This is a genomic window from Comamonas sp. UBA7528, from assembly GCF_002479375.1.
Classification (GTDB): domain Bacteria; phylum Pseudomonadota; class Gammaproteobacteria; order Burkholderiales; family Burkholderiaceae_C; genus Comamonas.
The window spans coordinates 188,020-202,260 of record NZ_DLMU01000015.1; the positions used below are offsets into that span (position 1 = coordinate 188,020).

Below are 14,241 nucleotides of genomic sequence, written 5' to 3' on the forward strand. Positions count from 1 at the left end.
GCTTGAACCATCTGCCGCCCGTACCCCGGGCGATGAGACAAGCAGGCATGAACAATTCCTCCCCCCTCCAACCCCTGGCCGGCATCCGCGTGCTGGACCTGTCGCGCGTGCTGGCCGGCCCGATGTGCGCCATGGCCCTGGCCGACTTTGGCGCCGATGTGATCAAGGTCGAACACCCGGCCCGCGGCGACGACACCCGCGACTGGGGAGTGCGCGTGGGCACGCGCAACACCTCGTACTTCAACAGCGCCAACCGCAACAAGCGCGCCATCACCTTGGACCTGCAGTCCGAAGCCGGCCTGCAGCTGGCCCGCGATCTGGCCGCGCAGTGCGACGTGGTGGTGCAGAACTTCAAGGTCGGCGGCGCAGAGAAACTGGGCCTGGGCTACGAACAGCTGTCGGCCCTGAACCCGCGCCTGGTGTACTGCTCGATTTCCGGCTACAGCCGCAGCGGCGGCGAGGCCCAGCGCCCCGGCTATGACCTGGTGGTGCAGGGCGAAAGCGGCATCATGGCCATGAACGGCGAGGCCGGCCAGGGTCCGCTGAAATTTGGCGTGGCCGCCGTGGACATGTTCACCGGCATGTACTCGGCCCAGGCCATTCTGGCTGCGCTGCTGGAGCGCGAACGCACCGGCACGGGCCGCCATGTGCAGATGGCGCTGTACGACTGCGGGCTGATGATCACCAGCTACTACGGCATGGAAGCGCTGCTCAAGGCCGGAGATCCCCCCAAGTTCGGCAATGCCCACCCCTCCATCGTGCCCTATGGCGTGTTCGAGGCTGCCGACGGCCCGCTGGTCATCACCGTGGGCAACAACGGCCAGTTCGTGCGCTTCTGCCAAGACGTGATCAACCAGCCCGAATGGGCCACCGACGAGCGCTTTACGACCAATGTGGCCCGCTCGGCCCACCGCACCACCCTGATGCCCCTGATCGAAGCCGCGCTGCTGCGCTTCCGCCGTGCCGAGCTGCTGGACAGGCTGCGCGCCGCGCAGATCCCCTGCGGCGAAGTGTTCGGCCTGCTGGATGCCCTGCAGTCCGAACGCACGCAGGAAGCCGGCCTGCTGCACCACTTCGACGACAGCGAAGCCGGCCCCCAGGCCGTGCTGGCGCCCCCCTATGCCATGGACGGCCAGCGCCTGCCGGTGCGCCGTCCGCCGCCCCACCTGGGTCAGCACACCGACGAGGTGCTGCACGAGCTGCTGGGCATGGCCCCCGAGGCCGTGGCCGCGCTGCGTGCACAGCACGTGCTCTGACACCGGTTCCGCTTTCTTTTCCCTATAAGACCAACATCCCCCCTGCTTGCCCTCTGGAGACAAACCATGCAACGCAACCCTTCGCGCACCACTGCTTCCACCTTCACCCGCCGCAGCGCCCTGCTGGTCTGCGGCGCAGCCCTGGCCGGCGGCCTGATCGCCCCGGCACAGGCCGCCGGCGCCTGGCCTGACAAGCTGATCAAGCTGGTCGTGGCCTTCCCCCCCGGCGGCCCCACCGACACGGCCGCCCGCCTGGTGGCCCAGAGCCTGTCCGAGCGCCTGGGCCAGAACGTGATCATCGAGAACCGCGCCGGCGCCTCGGGCTCCATCGGCACGGCCAGCTTCATCAAGTCGCCTGCCGACGGCTACACCCTGTCCATGTTCGGCATGCCGGCGCTGCTGGCGCCGGTGCTGTTCAAGAACAATCTGTACGACGTGCGCAAGGACTTCCTGCCCGTGGCCACGGTCTACGACCTGCCCATGGCCATCATCGTCAACCCGCGCGTGCTGCCCGATGTGAAGGACCTGCCCAGCCTGATCGCCTACGCCAAGAAGGCCCAGCCTTCGCTGAACTACACCAGCTCGGGCACCGGGAGCTTTGGCCACCTGTCGATGGAGCAGCTCAAGGACCTGGGCGGCTTCGACATGCAGCACGTGGCCTACCGCGGCAGCGCCCCGGCGGTGACCGATCTCATCGGTGGCCAGATCCCGGTGATGTTTGCCGACGTGGTCGCCGCCCTGCCCCACATCCAGGCCGGCAAGCTGCGTGCGATTGCCGTTAGCTCCAACCAGGCCAAGCTGCTGCTGCCCGGCGTGAAGTCGGTGGCCGAACAAGGTTTCCCCGGTTTCGATGCCGACACCTGGGGCGGCCTGGTGGCCCCGCTGGGCACACCCCAGGCCGTGGTAGACCGCCTGAACAAGGAACTGAAGGTGGTGCTCGCCGACCCGGCGCTGCAGCACAAGATGCAGGCCGCCGGCGCCATCGCCCGCTACCAGGACGGCGCCACCATGAAGGCACGTCTGGCCAACGACTTTGCCCGCTGGAGCAAGATCGCCAACGACAAGGGCATCAGCGCGCAATAAGCCGCTCGACAGACTGCACCGGAGCAGTCCATGACAAAAAAAGGGAGCGCTTGAAGCGCTCCCTTTTTTCATGGTGCCGAACGTTCCCCGTGCATTCAGACGGTGCGTGCGGCCACCGCGCCCTGCTTGCGCTTGTGCACACCATCGCCCACCACCAGGGCCGAAACCACGCTCAGTGCCAGGGCCGTGGCCGATCCGAAGAAGATGCCCAGGTACATGTGGTGGTCCAGCATCCAGCCAAACACCGGTGCAGCCACGCAAAAGCCCAGGTCCAGGCCCGAATACACGGTGCCGTAGACCCGGCCCGTGGCGCCTTCGGGGGCTGCACGCTTGATCAGCATGTCGCGCGAGGGGCCGGCCAGCCCGGTGCCCAGGCCGGCAATCGAGGCCACCACCACCGCGCCCATGCCCGGCAGCCAGCCCGTGCCCACCAGCGCCAGCAGCAGGGCCGAGCCCAGCATGCAGATCGAAATCACCTTCTCCAGCCGCTGCACGCGGCCCACCAGAAAACCGCCAATCAGCATGCCCAGGGCACCGCACAGCATGTAGCCGGTGACGATCAATGCCGTCACGCTCAGCGGCAGGCCGTAGACGGCGCGCAGCGAGGGGCTGGCAAAGTTCTGGATGGCGCTCATGGCGCAGGTGCTCCAGAAGAAGAACGAGAAGCACAGCCACACCGAAGGCAGCTTCAGGAACGCCATGGCGTGTTCCGGCTTGGCGGCCGCAGCGGCCTGGGTGGCGGCGGGCTTGGCCTGGTTGCCAATGGCCGCAGGATCGCGATCGTCCAGCCAGCGGCGGTTGACCAGCATGACGGCCAGCACCACGGCCGCCAGCGCCGCGCCGCACAGGCAGGCCACACGCCACGATCCGGTGGCGGTAGTGATACCAGCCATGAACACCGGCGCGGTGGCCCAGCCGATATTGCCCGACAGGCCGTGCATGGAGAACGCGTGGCCGATGCGCTGGGGCGAGACCCGCTTGTTCAGGATGGTGAAGTCCACCGGGTGGAAGGGCGCATTGCCCAGGCCCGCAAACAGCGAGGCCAGCAGCAGCATGGCGTAGTTCTGCGCCGTGCTGGCGACCACCCCGGCCACGACAAAGCTGCCCAGCGCGGCGAACAGCACCGGGCGGGCCCCCACCCGGTCCACCAGAAAGCCGGACAGCATCTGCCCGGTGCCGGAGACGATGAAGAACAGCGACACCATCACCCCCAGTTCCGAATAGCTGTAGCCGAAGTCGGCAATCAACCAGGGAAACAGCGGCGGCAGCAGCAGGTGGAAAAAGTGCGAGGACCCATGGGCCAGGCCAATCAGGCCGATGGTGCGGGCGTCCTGGCGCAGGTCAGCGGCCGGCGGCGTGGCGGAAGAGGTGGCAGAGGCAGTCATGGGGGTGATCTTAGGCACACGGGCAACGTCCGCATTACGATAGCCAGCCAACTCCTGTCGCCAACATGCCAAGCATTGCCCCCACGGCGCCGCTGCGCGCCGGCAAAGCGTCCACCTATGTGGAAACGCTCACGCCCCATCTCTATGTGCCCACGGTGCAGCGGCCGGTGCGCGCCAAGTGCCGCTGGCTGGCGGGGGACACCCAGGTCAAGCCCCACCGCCATCCCTGGGCGCAGCTGGCCATCTCCACCACCGGCACCATCCGCCTGACGGTAGCGCAAGGAACGTACATCGTGCCGCCCTCCCGCGCGCTGTGGGTGCCGCCGGACATGGAACACGCCGTCACCATGGTGGGCGATGCGGACCTGCGCACGCTGTACTTCTACCAGCCCGACGGCCGCTGCGGCCCCGGCGTCAGCCGGCAGGAAGAAGCTGCCTGGCGCCAGTGCCGCGTGCTCAATGCCTCCGACCTGCTGCGCGCCGTGGTGCGCGAACTGCCCACCCTGCCCGACGACCGCCTGCAGCTCAGCCCGCAGGACCGTGCGCGCGAGCACCATCTGAGCGCCCTGCTGCTGGACGAGCTGCGCCGCGCCAGCGCCGTGCAACTGGGGGTAAACCTGCCACAGGACAAGCGCCTGCGCGGCCTGTGCGAGGCCGTGCTGGCCGACCCCACGCGCTACGCCACGCTGGAAGACTGGGCGCGCGACACCGGCGCCAGCCCGCGCACCGTGGCGCGCCTGTTCCGCCAGGAACTGGAATGCACCTTCACCCAATGGCGCCAGCAGGTGGTGCTGACCAAGGCCGTGGCCATGGCGGCACGCCAGCATTCCATCCAGCACATTGCCACCTCGCTGGGCTATGGCCCCAGTGCCTTCAGCGCCATGGTCAAGCGCACCATGGGCATGGCGCCGGCACGCTTCTTTGGCCTGCACAGCGGCCAGGAAGACGGCGGGAATTGAACCCGCGTCCGCAAGCCTGCCCGCAATGAAGGGGGCGGCCTATTTACGCAATCCCCAGCGGTTGCGCTGCGGTGGCGGTGGGGGCGGACGGTGCTTGAGCCGCGGGGGCTGGCGGTGCGGGTAGATGGCGCTCCAGGCCTGCTCTTCCGGTGAAGGCGGGTGCGCATCCAGCGCCTGCTGCACGGCTTCGGCCGCATCTGGCCACAGCGGCAGCTGGTAGATGTGCAAGGTGTGGCCTGCGGCGGGCAGCGATGCACGCGCCTCCACATCCGGCACGGCAAAATCCAGGCTCACCAGCCAGCTGCCCGAGTACATCTCGCCCTCGGCCTTGAGCGCAGCGCGGGACATGCTTTCAGGCCGCTGGAACAGGTAGACCATGTCGTAGGCGCCCCAGTCCTCGGCCCAGATGTCGCCACGGCGCACCTTGGCCCAGGGACAGCGCAACGCGCTCACGCAGCGCAGCGGCCAGCTCCACTCCAGCCCCTCCAGCTGCGCCCGGGGATAGGCGGCGCGCAGTGCCTGCAGGCCGTCGCCCATGCCGCAGCCGGCATCCAGCACCAGGGCGCCATCGGGCAGCGGCACATGCTGCGGCAGAGCATCCAGCGCGCCCGCCGGCGTGGGGAACACCGGCGCATCCCGCCAGGCATTGAGCGGATAGACGAGCAGCAGCAACACCAGCGGCACCAGCCAGGCCCAGGCGGGCAGGCCCACCACGCCGACCACCGCCAGCGACAGCGGAAAGCCCAGCGCAATCATGCAGCGGCGCCACCAGCTGTGGCCCCACAGGCTGGCCACCGTGCCTACGGCACAGCCCACGCACAGCGCCAGCCAGACCGGCAGCACACGCCCGAGCGCCACAAAGGTCGCCCAGCTTGCGGCCCAGGCCAGCAGGGCCGGCAAGGGCCAGCTCCGCGCGAGAAATGGAAAAAAAGCAGGCATGGATGCAACAGCAAAAGGTAGAAATTGGTAACAGCACAGGATAGCAACAGACAGCCACGCGGCATCGGCTCCCGCACCCAGTTCACGGCGCTCCAGGGCCGTGCAGGCTTGAATACCACTGCATTCTCTTGGTTCCGGCTGCCGCACCGCACCTTGCGGTGCCTTGGCAAGCGACGGCGTTCTCCGGCATATTCACGTTTTACAACGTGAATAGCAATTGATTGCGTTTGTTACTATCAGCGGTTTCGATCTTTCCACCGACAGATTTTTTCCTTCAGGAGACACCATGCACCCAATGTTGTGGACCGGCTCGTTGCTTGCGCTTTCACTGGTGGGCTGCGCCGCACAATCTCCTGCGGAGCAGACTGCGCGGCCGGAAACCGTGCGTATCTGCCAGGGCAATGTCTGCGCGGACCAGCACCGCAGCACCACCACCTTCCAGGGCACCCCGGTGGATGCCGAAGCAGAACGCCGCATGCAGGCCCTGACCCGACTGGCCGAGCGCGACCCCCGAGCCGCCTATGACCTGGGCATGCGCCTGCTGCGCGGAGATGGCGTGGAGCGCAACAGCTACCAGGCCATCGAATGGCTGCGCAAGGCCGGCGATGGTGGCCACCTGCCGGCCCAGGTGGCACTGGGGCGCATGTACCTGACCGGTGTGGAAGAGATGGGCGCAGATCCGGCAGAAGCCGAATCCTGGCTCAGCCGCGCCGCCGCCCGAGGCGACCGGGAATCCCAGAAGCTGCTCAAGGAGGCCCAGGCGGCCAAGCAGGACGAGCAGCGCCTCTACCAAATCCGCGACGCCTACCGCAAATCCTGGGGCAGCTGGTACTACAGCGCGCCGTATTACTGGGTCTGGAGCTCCTCCGGCTGGAATCTGCGCTGACGCGCAGCGGCCTGCTGGTCCTCCGCTTTTCATCCACTCTTTTTCTTAGCGAGCCTTCTCTTTATGTCCAAGACCACTTCCGCCCTGCGCTGGGTTGCCATCGCCGCATCGCTGACCCTCGCCGGGTGTGTCACCCCTGGCGGCGGCACCATCTCCACGGGCACGGCCCCTACGGCCGCCACGGGTGCGGCAGGTGGCGCCAGCAGCGTGAATGCCAACCCGACGCTGGAGCGTTGCGATGCGCCTCTGGGCACCCTGGCCGTGGACGATGGCCGCAACAAGGAGTGGTATGCCAGCTTTGGCGCTGCCACCAAGATCACCACCATCGAGCCGCTGATCCGCCTGGCCGTGCAGCAGTCCAACTGCTTCGTGATCACCTCGGTGGGCAACAACCGCACGGAAAGCAAGATCTCGGCCATCACCGACAAGCAACGCAATTCCGGTGAATTCCGCGCCGGCTCCAAGCAGCAAAAGGGCCAGCGCGTGGCGGCTGACTACTACATGGAGCCGTCGATCATCATTGACAACGACGCCACCGGCCAGCTCGCCGCGGGCGTGGGCGGCCTGTTCGGCGGTGTCGGCGCCCTGGTGGGCGGTGCCATGCAGAGCAAGGCCTCCGTGGTCACGCTGAGCATGTTCGACATCCGTTCGGGCGTGCAGATCTCCATCTCCGAAGGCAATGCCACCGCCACCAACTTCGGTGCCGCGCTGGGCGGCCTGGGCGGTGGCGCTGCGGCCGGTCTGGGCGGCTTCTCGCGCTCGCCGGAAGGCAAGGCCACCGTGGCCGCCTTCATGGATGCCTACAACAACATGGTGGTGTCGCTGCGCAACTACAAGGCGCAGGAAGTCAAGGGCGGCCTGGGCCGCGGCGGCCAGCTGAAGGTCGGCAAGTAAGCAAGCGCCCGGCGCTCCACAAAAAAAGCCTCCATCCGGAGGCTTTTTTTATCGGCTGGTGGTGGGCGATGCGGGAGCATTTCCCGCATTCGGCCGGGGCCAGGATCAGCCGCGCAGGCGTTCGATCAGCCCGTTGAGCTCGTCCAGCGATCCGAACTGGATGGCCACCTCGCCCATGTCCTGCACCTTGCCGTGGCGCTTCACGCGCTTTTTGACGCGCACTTCCACCTGGGCCATCAGCAGATCGGAAAGCTCTTCTTCCACGCGCTGCACATCGCGCGATTTGGACACTTTCCTGGCCTTGGCTGCGGCCGTACCGTCGTTCTCTTCGGTGATTTTCTTGACCAGGCCTTCGGCCTCGCGCACCGACAGCTTGCGTGCCGCAATCTGGTTGCCGGCCGTGATCTGGCCGGCCTTGTCCAGTGCCAGCAGTGCACGGGCATGGCCCATGTCGATATCGCCGGCCATCAGCATCGTCTGCACCGGATCTGCCAGGTTCAGCAGCCGCAGCAGATTGGAGGCGGCGGAGCGGCTGCGGCCCACGGCCTGGGCAGCCTGTTCATGCGTCAGGCCGAACTCCTGCACCAGGCGCGCCAGGCCCTGGGCTTCTTCCAGCGGGTTCAGGTCTTCGCGCTGGATGTTCTCGATCAGCGCCATCGCGGCGGCGGCTTCGTCCGGCACGTCCCGCACCAGCACCGGCACGCTGTCCAGACCTGCCAACCGGGAAGCACGGAAACGGCGTTCGCCCGCGATGATTTCGTACTTGCCGGCGTTCGCTCCCTGGCCCAGCAGGCGCACCAGGATGGGCTGCATGATGCCCTGGGCCTTGATGCTTTCTGCCAGCTCATACAGCGCGCCTTCGTCCATGCGCGTGCGCGGCTGGTACTGGCCGGCCACCATCTGGTCCAGGTTCAGCGTGCTGGGCTGGCCGGTCTGCACGGCGTCGGCCTGGGCCGCCTTGTCATCCACCTTGGGGCCGAGCAGTGCTTCCAGGCCACGTCCCAGGCCCTTGGGTTTCTTGGTTGCCATGGTTCAGTTGTCTTTCATCAGTTGTTGCAGCAGCGCGTGGCCGGCATCCCAGTCGCCCAGCCCGCTGGCCGTGTTGATATGGCCCGCAGGGCCTGCATCCACCCACTGGCTGCCCCAGGCCTGGGCGAACTGCCGCGCACGCGCCTGGGCGCAATACGGGTCGTTGCTGCCGCTCACCAGCACCGTCGGGAAAGGCAGGGTCTGCAGGGCCACCGGCGACCAGCCCGGCAGCTGCGGGCGCAGATCGGGCTGTTCCACGTCGCCCGGGGCCACCAGCAAGGCCGCGCGCACCTGGGTGCGTGCCAGCGGCGAATGGGCCGCCCACCAGGCCGCCAGAATGCAGCCCAGGCTGTGTGCCACCAGCACCACCGGCGCCGGGGCATCGACCAGATGCTCCTGCAGCCGCGCCGACCAGTCACCGCGCAGCGGGCGCTGCCAATCGTGCTGCTCCAGGCGCTGGTAACCGTAGCGCTGTTCCCAGCGGCTTTGCCAGTGGTCGGCGTCGGAGTTCTGCCAGCCAGGCAGCAGCAGCACATCCGAAGGGGTGAAAGAGGCCATTGCTTCGCTTTTCATCGCTGCCGGCGCGCCCGGAAAGGGCCGCGGCAGCTGGTTGTCTTCATGTTCAGACGCGCATCTTCTTGATGCGGCCCACCATCTCTTTGGCAAAGGTGATGAAGGCTTTGCTGCCCTTGGCGGACGGGTCGAACACCACGCCCGGCAGGCCGTAGCTGGGGGCTTCGGCCAGGCGCACATTGCGGGGAATGACAGTGTCGAACACTTTGTCGCCAAAGTGGTCCTTGAGCTGGTCGCTGACCTGCTGCTGCAAGGTGGTGCGGGGGTCGAACATCACGCGCAGCAGGCCGATGATCTGCAGGTCCGGGTTCATGTTGGCGTGCACCTGCTTGATGGTGTTCACCAGATCGGTCAGGCCTTCCAGCGCGAAGTACTCGCACTGCATGGGCACGATCACGCCGTGGGCCGAGCACAGGCCGTTCAAGGTCAGCATGGACAGCGAAGGCGGGCAGTCGATCAGCACGAAGTCGTAATCGCCATCGACGGTATTCAGCGCGCCCTTGAGGCGTTCGTTACGGCGCTCCAGCGACACCAGCTCGATCTCGGCTCCCGACAGCTCGCGGTTGGCACCCAGCACGTGGTAGCCCACCTGCTCGGAATGCACGGCGGCTTCCTTGACGGAGGCGTTTTCCAGCAGCACGTCATACACCGTCAGCTCCAGGGCGCGCTTGTCCACGCCCGAGCCCATGGTGGCATTGCCCTGGGGATCCAGATCGACCAGCAGCACGCGCTGGCCGATGCTGGCCAGACCGGCTGCCAGATTCACTGCCGAAGTGGTTTTGCCGACGCCACCTTTTTGGTTGGCGACACAGAAGATTTTGGCCATAGTTTTTTAGCTTACTTGGAGATGGCCAACTTGAGGCCAAAACCGATCAGAAACACACCTGCTGTCTTATTCAGCACACGCACCACCACGGGATTGGCCCGCAGACGCTGGGCCATGCGGGCCGTCAGCAGCACCACCACCACGCTGTACAGCGCCGTCAGCAACGCCACCGTGGCGGCCATGACCGCAAAGGTCAGCACGCCCCGGTGCTGGGCAGGATCGACAAACAGCGGGAAGAACGCCATGTAGAACACGATGGCCTTGGGGTTGAGCAAGGTGATCAGTGCGCCCTGGCGGAAGTACTGGCGTGGCGCCATCTTCAGCACCGGCGCATCGCCGGGCTGGGCCCGCAGCATGCGCCAGCCCAGCCAGCCCAGATAGGCCACCCCCAGGTACTGCACCGCATGGAACAGCGCCGGATGCGCGGCCAGCAAGGCCGACACACCGGCCACCGCCAGCCACATCAGTACCTGGTCCGCGGCGATCACGCCCAGCCCGGTGACCATGCCGGCACCCACGCCGCCCTGGCCTGTGGAGGTGATCAAGGCCAGATTGCCCGGCCCGGGAATGAGGAGAAAAAGAAGAATGGCGACAACGAAAGCGCCGTAATCAGCCACGCCCAGCATGCATGTACCCTGCTCTATCAAAGCGCCGAGTTTATGCGACCGCTGCTTGCAGTGCAGCTTCCAACTGCAACCACTGAACCAGCGCGCTCAGCCAATGGGGCGCAACCAGACGATGCAGCGCTCTGCATCCAGGCCGGGAACCTCCAAGTGTTCCACGTGAAACACCTGCACATCGGCGCCCAGCACAGCCATCTCGTCATCGGGTTTTTTGCCTTTCATGGCGAACCAGATGCCTTGCGGCGCGATGGCAGCCCGCGACCAGGTGGTGAAGTCGATCAGCGAGGCGAAGGCCCGGCAGCTGACGATGTCGTACGGCCCCTTCAGGCTTTCCACCCGGGCGTGGATGCCCTTGAGGTTGGGCAGCTTCAGCGACACGGCCACCTGCTGCAGAAACGCCGCCTTCTTGGCCACGGTGTCCACGCAGTGCACATCCACCTCCGGGCAGCACACGGCAAACACCACCCCCGGCAGCCCCCCGCCCGAACCCACGTCCAGCTGCGCCACACGCTCGCCGGGCTGGCGTCCCAGGCTGGCCACATGGCGTCGCAGTGCGGGCACGGCGGCCAGGCTGTCCAGCAGGTGGTGGGTCATCATCTCCTGCGGATCGCGCACGGCCGTCAGATTGTAGACCTTGTTCCACTTCTGCAGCAGGTCAAGGAAGGCCATCAGGGTGTCGATCTGTGCCACACCCAGGCCCAGGTTCAGTTGCTGGGCGCCCCGCTCCAGCTGGGACCGCAATGCCGCGCTCATGCCTGTTGCTCCGTGCCGGCAGCAGCTGCGGGTGCAAAGCCCTTGAAGCCGCCCTTCTTCAGATGGATCATCAGCAACGAGATGGCGGCCGGCGTGACGCCGGAAATGCGCGAGGCCTGACCCAATGTCTCGGGCCGGTGCTTTTGCAGCTTCTGGCGTACTTCGATCGACAAGGCCGCCACCTGCATGTAGTCCAGCTCGGCCGGCAGCTTCAGCGATTCGTAGTGTGCAGCGCGCTGCACCTCTTCCTTCTGGCGATCGATGTAGCCGGAATACTTGGCGGCAATCTCCACCTGTTCCAGCACATCGTCGTGCAGGTCGCCCAGCGCTTCGCGCGATACCTCGGCGGCTTCGTACTTGCCGCCGTCCATGCCCACCAGGCTGGCGTATGCCACTCCCGGGCGGCGCAGCAGGTCGAACAGGTTGTATTCGTGTTCGATGCTCTTGCCGAGCACGCGCTCGGACTCGGCTGCCGGCAGATTGCGCGGATTCACCCAGGTGGCCTTCAGGCGTTCTGTTTCACGTGAAACAGCATCGCGCTTGCGGTTGAAGAGCTCCCACTGCGCATCGCCCACCACGCCGAGCTGGCGGCCGGCTTCGGTCAGGCGCATATCGGCATTGTCTTCACGCAGCTGCAGACGGAACTCGGCGCGGCTGGTGAACATGCGGTAGGGCTCGGTCACACCCTTGGTGATCAGGTCGTCGACCAGCACACCCAGATAGGCTTCGTCGCGGCGCGGCATCCATGGGCCTTGACCGCGCGCCTGCAGACCGGCGTTGATGCCGGCGAACAGGCCCTGGGCCGCGGCTTCCTCGTAACCCGTGGTGCCGTTGATCTGCCCCGCAAAGAACAGGCCCTGGATCTGGCGGGTCTCGAAACTGCTCTTCAGGCCACGGGGGTCGAAGTAGTCATATTCGATGGCATAGCCGGGGCGCAGGATGTGCGCATTCTCCAGCCCCTTCATGCTGCGCACCAGCGCGTACTGGATGTCGAAGGGCAGCGAGGTGGAGATGCCGTTGGGGTAGTACTCGTGCGTGGTCAGGCCTTCAGGCTCCAGGAAGATCTGGTGGCTGTCCTTGTCCGCAAAGCGGTTGATCTTGTCTTCCACGCTGGGGCAGTAACGCGGCCCCACCCCTTCGATCTTGCCGGTGAACATCGGGCTGCGGTCAAACCCGCTGCGGATGATCTCGTGTGTGCGTTCGTTGGTGTGCGTGATCCAGCACGGCATCTGCTGCGGGTGCATGGCGGCATTGCCGCGGAAGCTGAACACCGGCACATGGCCTTCGTTCATGCCGCCGGGCATGCCGTCGCCGGGCTGCTCGGTGCACTGGCTGAAGTCGATGCTGCGGCCATCGATGCGCGGCGGCGTGCCGGTCTTCAGGCGGCCCTGGGGCAGCTTCAACTCCTTCAGGCGCGCCGACAGCGTGACCGCAGGCGGATCGCCCGCGCGGCCTGCCGCATAGTTGTCCAGACCCACATGGATCTTGCCATCCAGGAAGGTGCCGGCCGTCAGCACCACGGTCCTGGACTTGAACTGGATACCCACCTGGGTGACGGCGCCCACCACGCGGTCGCCCTCCACCATCAGGTCGTCCACCGCCTGCTGGAACAGCCACAGATTGGGCTGGTTCTCCAGCATCTCCCGGATCGCCGCCTTGTACAGGATACGGTCTGCCTGGGCACGTGTGGCACGCACGGCCGGGCCCTTGGAGCTGTTCAGGATGCGGAACTGGATGCCGCCCTGGTCGGTGGCCAGGGCCATGGCGCCGCCCATGGCGTCCACTTCCTTGACCAGGTGGCCTTTTCCAATACCGCCGATGGACGGATTGCAGCTCATCTGACCGAGGGTCTCGATATTGTGGGACAGCAGCAGGGTCTTGCAGCCCATGCGGGCGGCAGCCAGTGCGGCCTCGGTGCCGGCGTGACCGCCGCCGACGACGATCACATCAAATTCTTGGGGGTACAGCATGTTCTTCAACTCCGTCGCGGGCGGCATCGCCATGCCACCCGAGGTCTTGGCAGTGCAGGCAACAGGCTGCCACTGCCGCCGGCGTCTGTGCAGGCCTTACGCGCTGTCACCCCGGCATTCCGCGCTGCATCCAATGTGCAGGCGCGTGCAAACCCTTGATTTTCCCACCCTTTGCCCGCCTTGTCTTTCGCCCAGGCCGGAACCGCGGTTTTCACCGGGCCTCGACGCTGCGGGCCTTGTCCACCCCCGGACGTGTTCCACGTGAAACAGTGCAGCGCACCCGTGCGCCCGGCCTTGTGTCCAGCAGGGATTTGGCAGCCAGGCGTGCGGCGATTTAGCATGTGCAACTGTGTTCAACCCCTGCCCTGCGTGGGCATGCCACACACCATGAAGCTTTACTACAGCCCCGGCGCCTGCTCCCTGTCTCCCCATATCGTGCTGGAAGAAGCCGGCCTGCCCTACGAAGCCATCCTGGCCAGCACCAAGAGCCACACACTGCAGGATGGCACGGACTTCTACACCATCAATCCGCTGGGCTATGTGCCCTTCCTGGTGCTGGACAACGGCCAGACCCTGCGCGAGGGCCCGGTGATCGTGCAGTACATCGCCGACCAGGTGCCTGCCAAGCAGCTGATTCCCGCCAGCGGCACCCTGGAGCGCTACCGCGTGCAGGAATGGCTGAATTTCATCGGCACCGAACTGCACAAGGGCTTTGGCCCGCTGTTCAACCCCAACACCCCCGCCGATTACAAGCCCACCATCCTGGCCCAGCTGCGCAAGCGCTTCGCGTGGGTGGAAAAAGAGCTGACCGGCAAGGACTATCTGACCGGCGCCCAGTTCTGCGTGGCCGATGCCTATCTGTTCACCGTCTCCAACTGGGCCCAGCATGTGGGTCTGGAACTGGGCGACCTGCCGCAGCTGCAGGCCTACCGCCAGCGTGTGGGCAGCCGCCCTGCCGTGCAGGCCGCCCTGCGCGCCGAAGGCCTGGCCAAATAAGCCGCCGCGCAAGGGCAGGTGCACCGACCGTGCAGCACTGCCACCCATGAAAAAAGGCCTCCAGCTGGA

General features: G+C 66.3%; 13 protein-coding genes and 1 pseudogene. 6 read left to right on the forward strand and 8 right to left on the reverse strand.

Annotated features, from left to right (window positions below; all coding sequences use genetic code 11):
* Positions 1–47 precede the first annotated feature (47 nt).
* Both B3349_RS19255 and B3349_RS19260 read left to right on the forward strand, forming a co-directional pair.
* The gene (locus B3349_RS19255) at positions 48–1,256 is read left to right on the forward strand and encodes a CaiB/BaiF CoA transferase family protein (protein ID WP_291591170.1); all 1,209 of its coding nucleotides are present in this window, start codon (positions 48–50) and stop codon (positions 1,254–1,256) included.
* Between the two features lie 66 nt (positions 1,257–1,322).
* Positions 1,323–2,339 (forward strand): Bug family tripartite tricarboxylate transporter substrate binding protein, encoded by a 1,017-nt coding sequence (locus tag B3349_RS19260; protein ID WP_291591172.1) that lies wholly within the window; start codon positions 1,323–1,325, stop codon positions 2,337–2,339.
* Positions 2,340–2,434: 95 nt separating this feature from the next.
* Here B3349_RS19260 and B3349_RS19265 read toward each other — a convergent pair whose 3' ends face one another.
* Complete coding sequence (locus B3349_RS19265; protein ID WP_291591174.1) at positions 2,435–3,724, reverse strand: MFS transporter; 1,290 nt, start codon at positions 3,722–3,724, stop codon at positions 2,435–2,437.
* Positions 3,725–3,789: 65 nt separating this feature from the next.
* Here B3349_RS19265 and B3349_RS19270 point away from each other — a divergent pair, with 65 nt between their 5' ends.
* Positions 3,790–4,683 (forward strand): AraC family transcriptional regulator, encoded by an 894-nt coding sequence (locus B3349_RS19270; RefSeq protein ID WP_291591176.1) that lies wholly within the window; start codon positions 3,790–3,792, stop codon positions 4,681–4,683.
* 189 nt (positions 4,684–4,872) lie between these two features.
* On the opposite strand, the pseudogene B3349_RS19275 reads toward B3349_RS19270, so the two are convergent.
* Positions 4,873–5,622 (reverse strand): annotated as a pseudogene (locus B3349_RS19275) (class I SAM-dependent methyltransferase); the annotation flags it as partial.
* 286 nt (positions 5,623–5,908) lie between these two features.
* Here B3349_RS19275 and B3349_RS19280 point away from each other — a divergent pair.
* Both B3349_RS19280 and B3349_RS19285 read left to right on the forward strand, forming a co-directional pair.
* Positions 5,909–6,508 carry a tetratricopeptide repeat protein gene (locus B3349_RS19280; protein ID WP_291591178.1) on the forward strand — a complete coding sequence of 200 codons (600 nt, stop codon included), beginning with the start codon at positions 5,909–5,911 and terminating at the stop codon, positions 6,506–6,508.
* A gap of 63 nt (positions 6,509–6,571) precedes the next feature.
* A complete protein-coding gene (locus B3349_RS19285) occupies positions 6,572–7,402 on the forward strand; it encodes a hypothetical protein (protein ID WP_291591180.1) in 831 nt (276 codons plus the stop codon).
* A gap of 105 nt (positions 7,403–7,507) precedes the next feature.
* Here B3349_RS19285 and B3349_RS19290 read toward each other — a convergent pair whose 3' ends face one another.
* From B3349_RS19290 to mnmG, 6 genes are all read right to left on the reverse strand, one after another.
* Positions 7,508–8,431, reverse strand: coding sequence for a ParB/RepB/Spo0J family partition protein (locus B3349_RS19290; protein WP_291591182.1), 924 nt, complete (start codon positions 8,429–8,431; stop codon positions 7,508–7,510).
* Positions 8,432–8,434: 3 nt separating this feature from the next.
* A complete protein-coding gene (locus B3349_RS19295; RefSeq protein ID WP_291591184.1) occupies positions 8,435–9,004 on the reverse strand; it encodes an RBBP9/YdeN family alpha/beta hydrolase in 570 nt (189 codons plus the stop codon).
* 49 nt (positions 9,005–9,053) lie between these two features.
* The gene (locus B3349_RS19300; RefSeq protein WP_291591186.1) at positions 9,054–9,830 is read right to left on the reverse strand and encodes a ParA family protein; all 777 of its coding nucleotides are present in this window, start codon (positions 9,828–9,830) and stop codon (positions 9,054–9,056) included.
* Between the two features lie 11 nt (positions 9,831–9,841).
* On the reverse strand, positions 9,842–10,456 hold the full coding sequence (locus B3349_RS19305) for a LysE family transporter (protein ID WP_291591188.1): 615 nt from the start codon (positions 10,454–10,456) through the stop codon (positions 9,842–9,844).
* A gap of 87 nt (positions 10,457–10,543) precedes the next feature.
* Positions 10,544–11,206: a 16S rRNA (guanine(527)-N(7))-methyltransferase RsmG gene (rsmG, locus tag B3349_RS19310; protein WP_291591189.1), complete on the reverse strand. Its 663-nt coding sequence runs from the start codon at positions 11,204–11,206 to the stop codon at positions 10,544–10,546.
* Positions 11,203–13,176 (reverse strand): tRNA uridine-5-carboxymethylaminomethyl(34) synthesis enzyme MnmG, encoded by a 1,974-nt coding sequence (gene mnmG / locus B3349_RS19315; RefSeq protein ID WP_291591191.1) that lies wholly within the window; start codon positions 13,174–13,176, stop codon positions 11,203–11,205. Before mnmG ends, rsmG begins: the two co-directional genes overlap by 4 nt.
* Before the next feature lie 387 nt (positions 13,177–13,563).
* Here mnmG and gstA point away from each other — a divergent pair, with 387 nt between their 5' ends.
* On the forward strand, positions 13,564–14,172 hold the full coding sequence (gene gstA / locus B3349_RS19320) for a glutathione transferase GstA (protein ID WP_291591193.1): 609 nt from the start codon (positions 13,564–13,566) through the stop codon (positions 14,170–14,172).
* The last annotated feature ends 69 nt before the right edge of the window (positions 14,173–14,241 follow it).

What these genes read in the sequence shown, in the direction of transcription:
- B3349_RS19255 (WP_291591170.1), top strand. Translation starts at nt 48, where the DNA reads ATGAACAATTCCTCCCCCCTCCAACCCCTGGCCGGCATCCGCGTGCTG.
- B3349_RS19260 (WP_291591172.1), top strand. Translation starts at nt 1,323, where the DNA reads ATGCAACGCAACCCTTCGCGCACCACTGCTTCCACCTTCACCCGCCGC.
- B3349_RS19265 (WP_291591174.1), bottom strand. Translation starts at nt 3,724, where the DNA reads ATGACTGCCTCTGCCACCTCTTCCGCCACGCCGCCGGCCGCTGACCTG.
- B3349_RS19270 (WP_291591176.1), top strand. Translation starts at nt 3,790, where the DNA reads ATGCCAAGCATTGCCCCCACGGCGCCGCTGCGCGCCGGCAAAGCGTCC.
- B3349_RS19280 (WP_291591178.1), top strand. Translation starts at nt 5,909, where the DNA reads ATGCACCCAATGTTGTGGACCGGCTCGTTGCTTGCGCTTTCACTGGTG.
- B3349_RS19285 (WP_291591180.1), top strand. Translation starts at nt 6,572, where the DNA reads ATGTCCAAGACCACTTCCGCCCTGCGCTGGGTTGCCATCGCCGCATCG.
- B3349_RS19290 (WP_291591182.1), bottom strand. Translation starts at nt 8,431, where the DNA reads ATGGCAACCAAGAAACCCAAGGGCCTGGGACGTGGCCTGGAAGCACTG.
- B3349_RS19295 (WP_291591184.1), bottom strand. Translation starts at nt 9,004, where the DNA reads ATGAAAAGCGAAGCAATGGCCTCTTTCACCCCTTCGGATGTGCTGCTG.
- B3349_RS19300 (WP_291591186.1), bottom strand. Translation starts at nt 9,830, where the DNA reads ATGGCCAAAATCTTCTGTGTCGCCAACCAAAAAGGTGGCGTCGGCAAA.
- B3349_RS19305 (WP_291591188.1), bottom strand. Translation starts at nt 10,456, where the DNA reads ATGCTGGGCGTGGCTGATTACGGCGCTTTCGTTGTCGCCATTCTTCTT.
- rsmG (WP_291591189.1), bottom strand. Translation starts at nt 11,206, where the DNA reads ATGAGCGCGGCATTGCGGTCCCAGCTGGAGCGGGGCGCCCAGCAACTG.
- mnmG (WP_291591191.1), bottom strand. Translation starts at nt 13,176, where the DNA reads ATGCTGTACCCCCAAGAATTTGATGTGATCGTCGTCGGCGGCGGTCAC.
- gstA (WP_291591193.1), top strand. Translation starts at nt 13,564, where the DNA reads ATGAAGCTTTACTACAGCCCCGGCGCCTGCTCCCTGTCTCCCCATATC.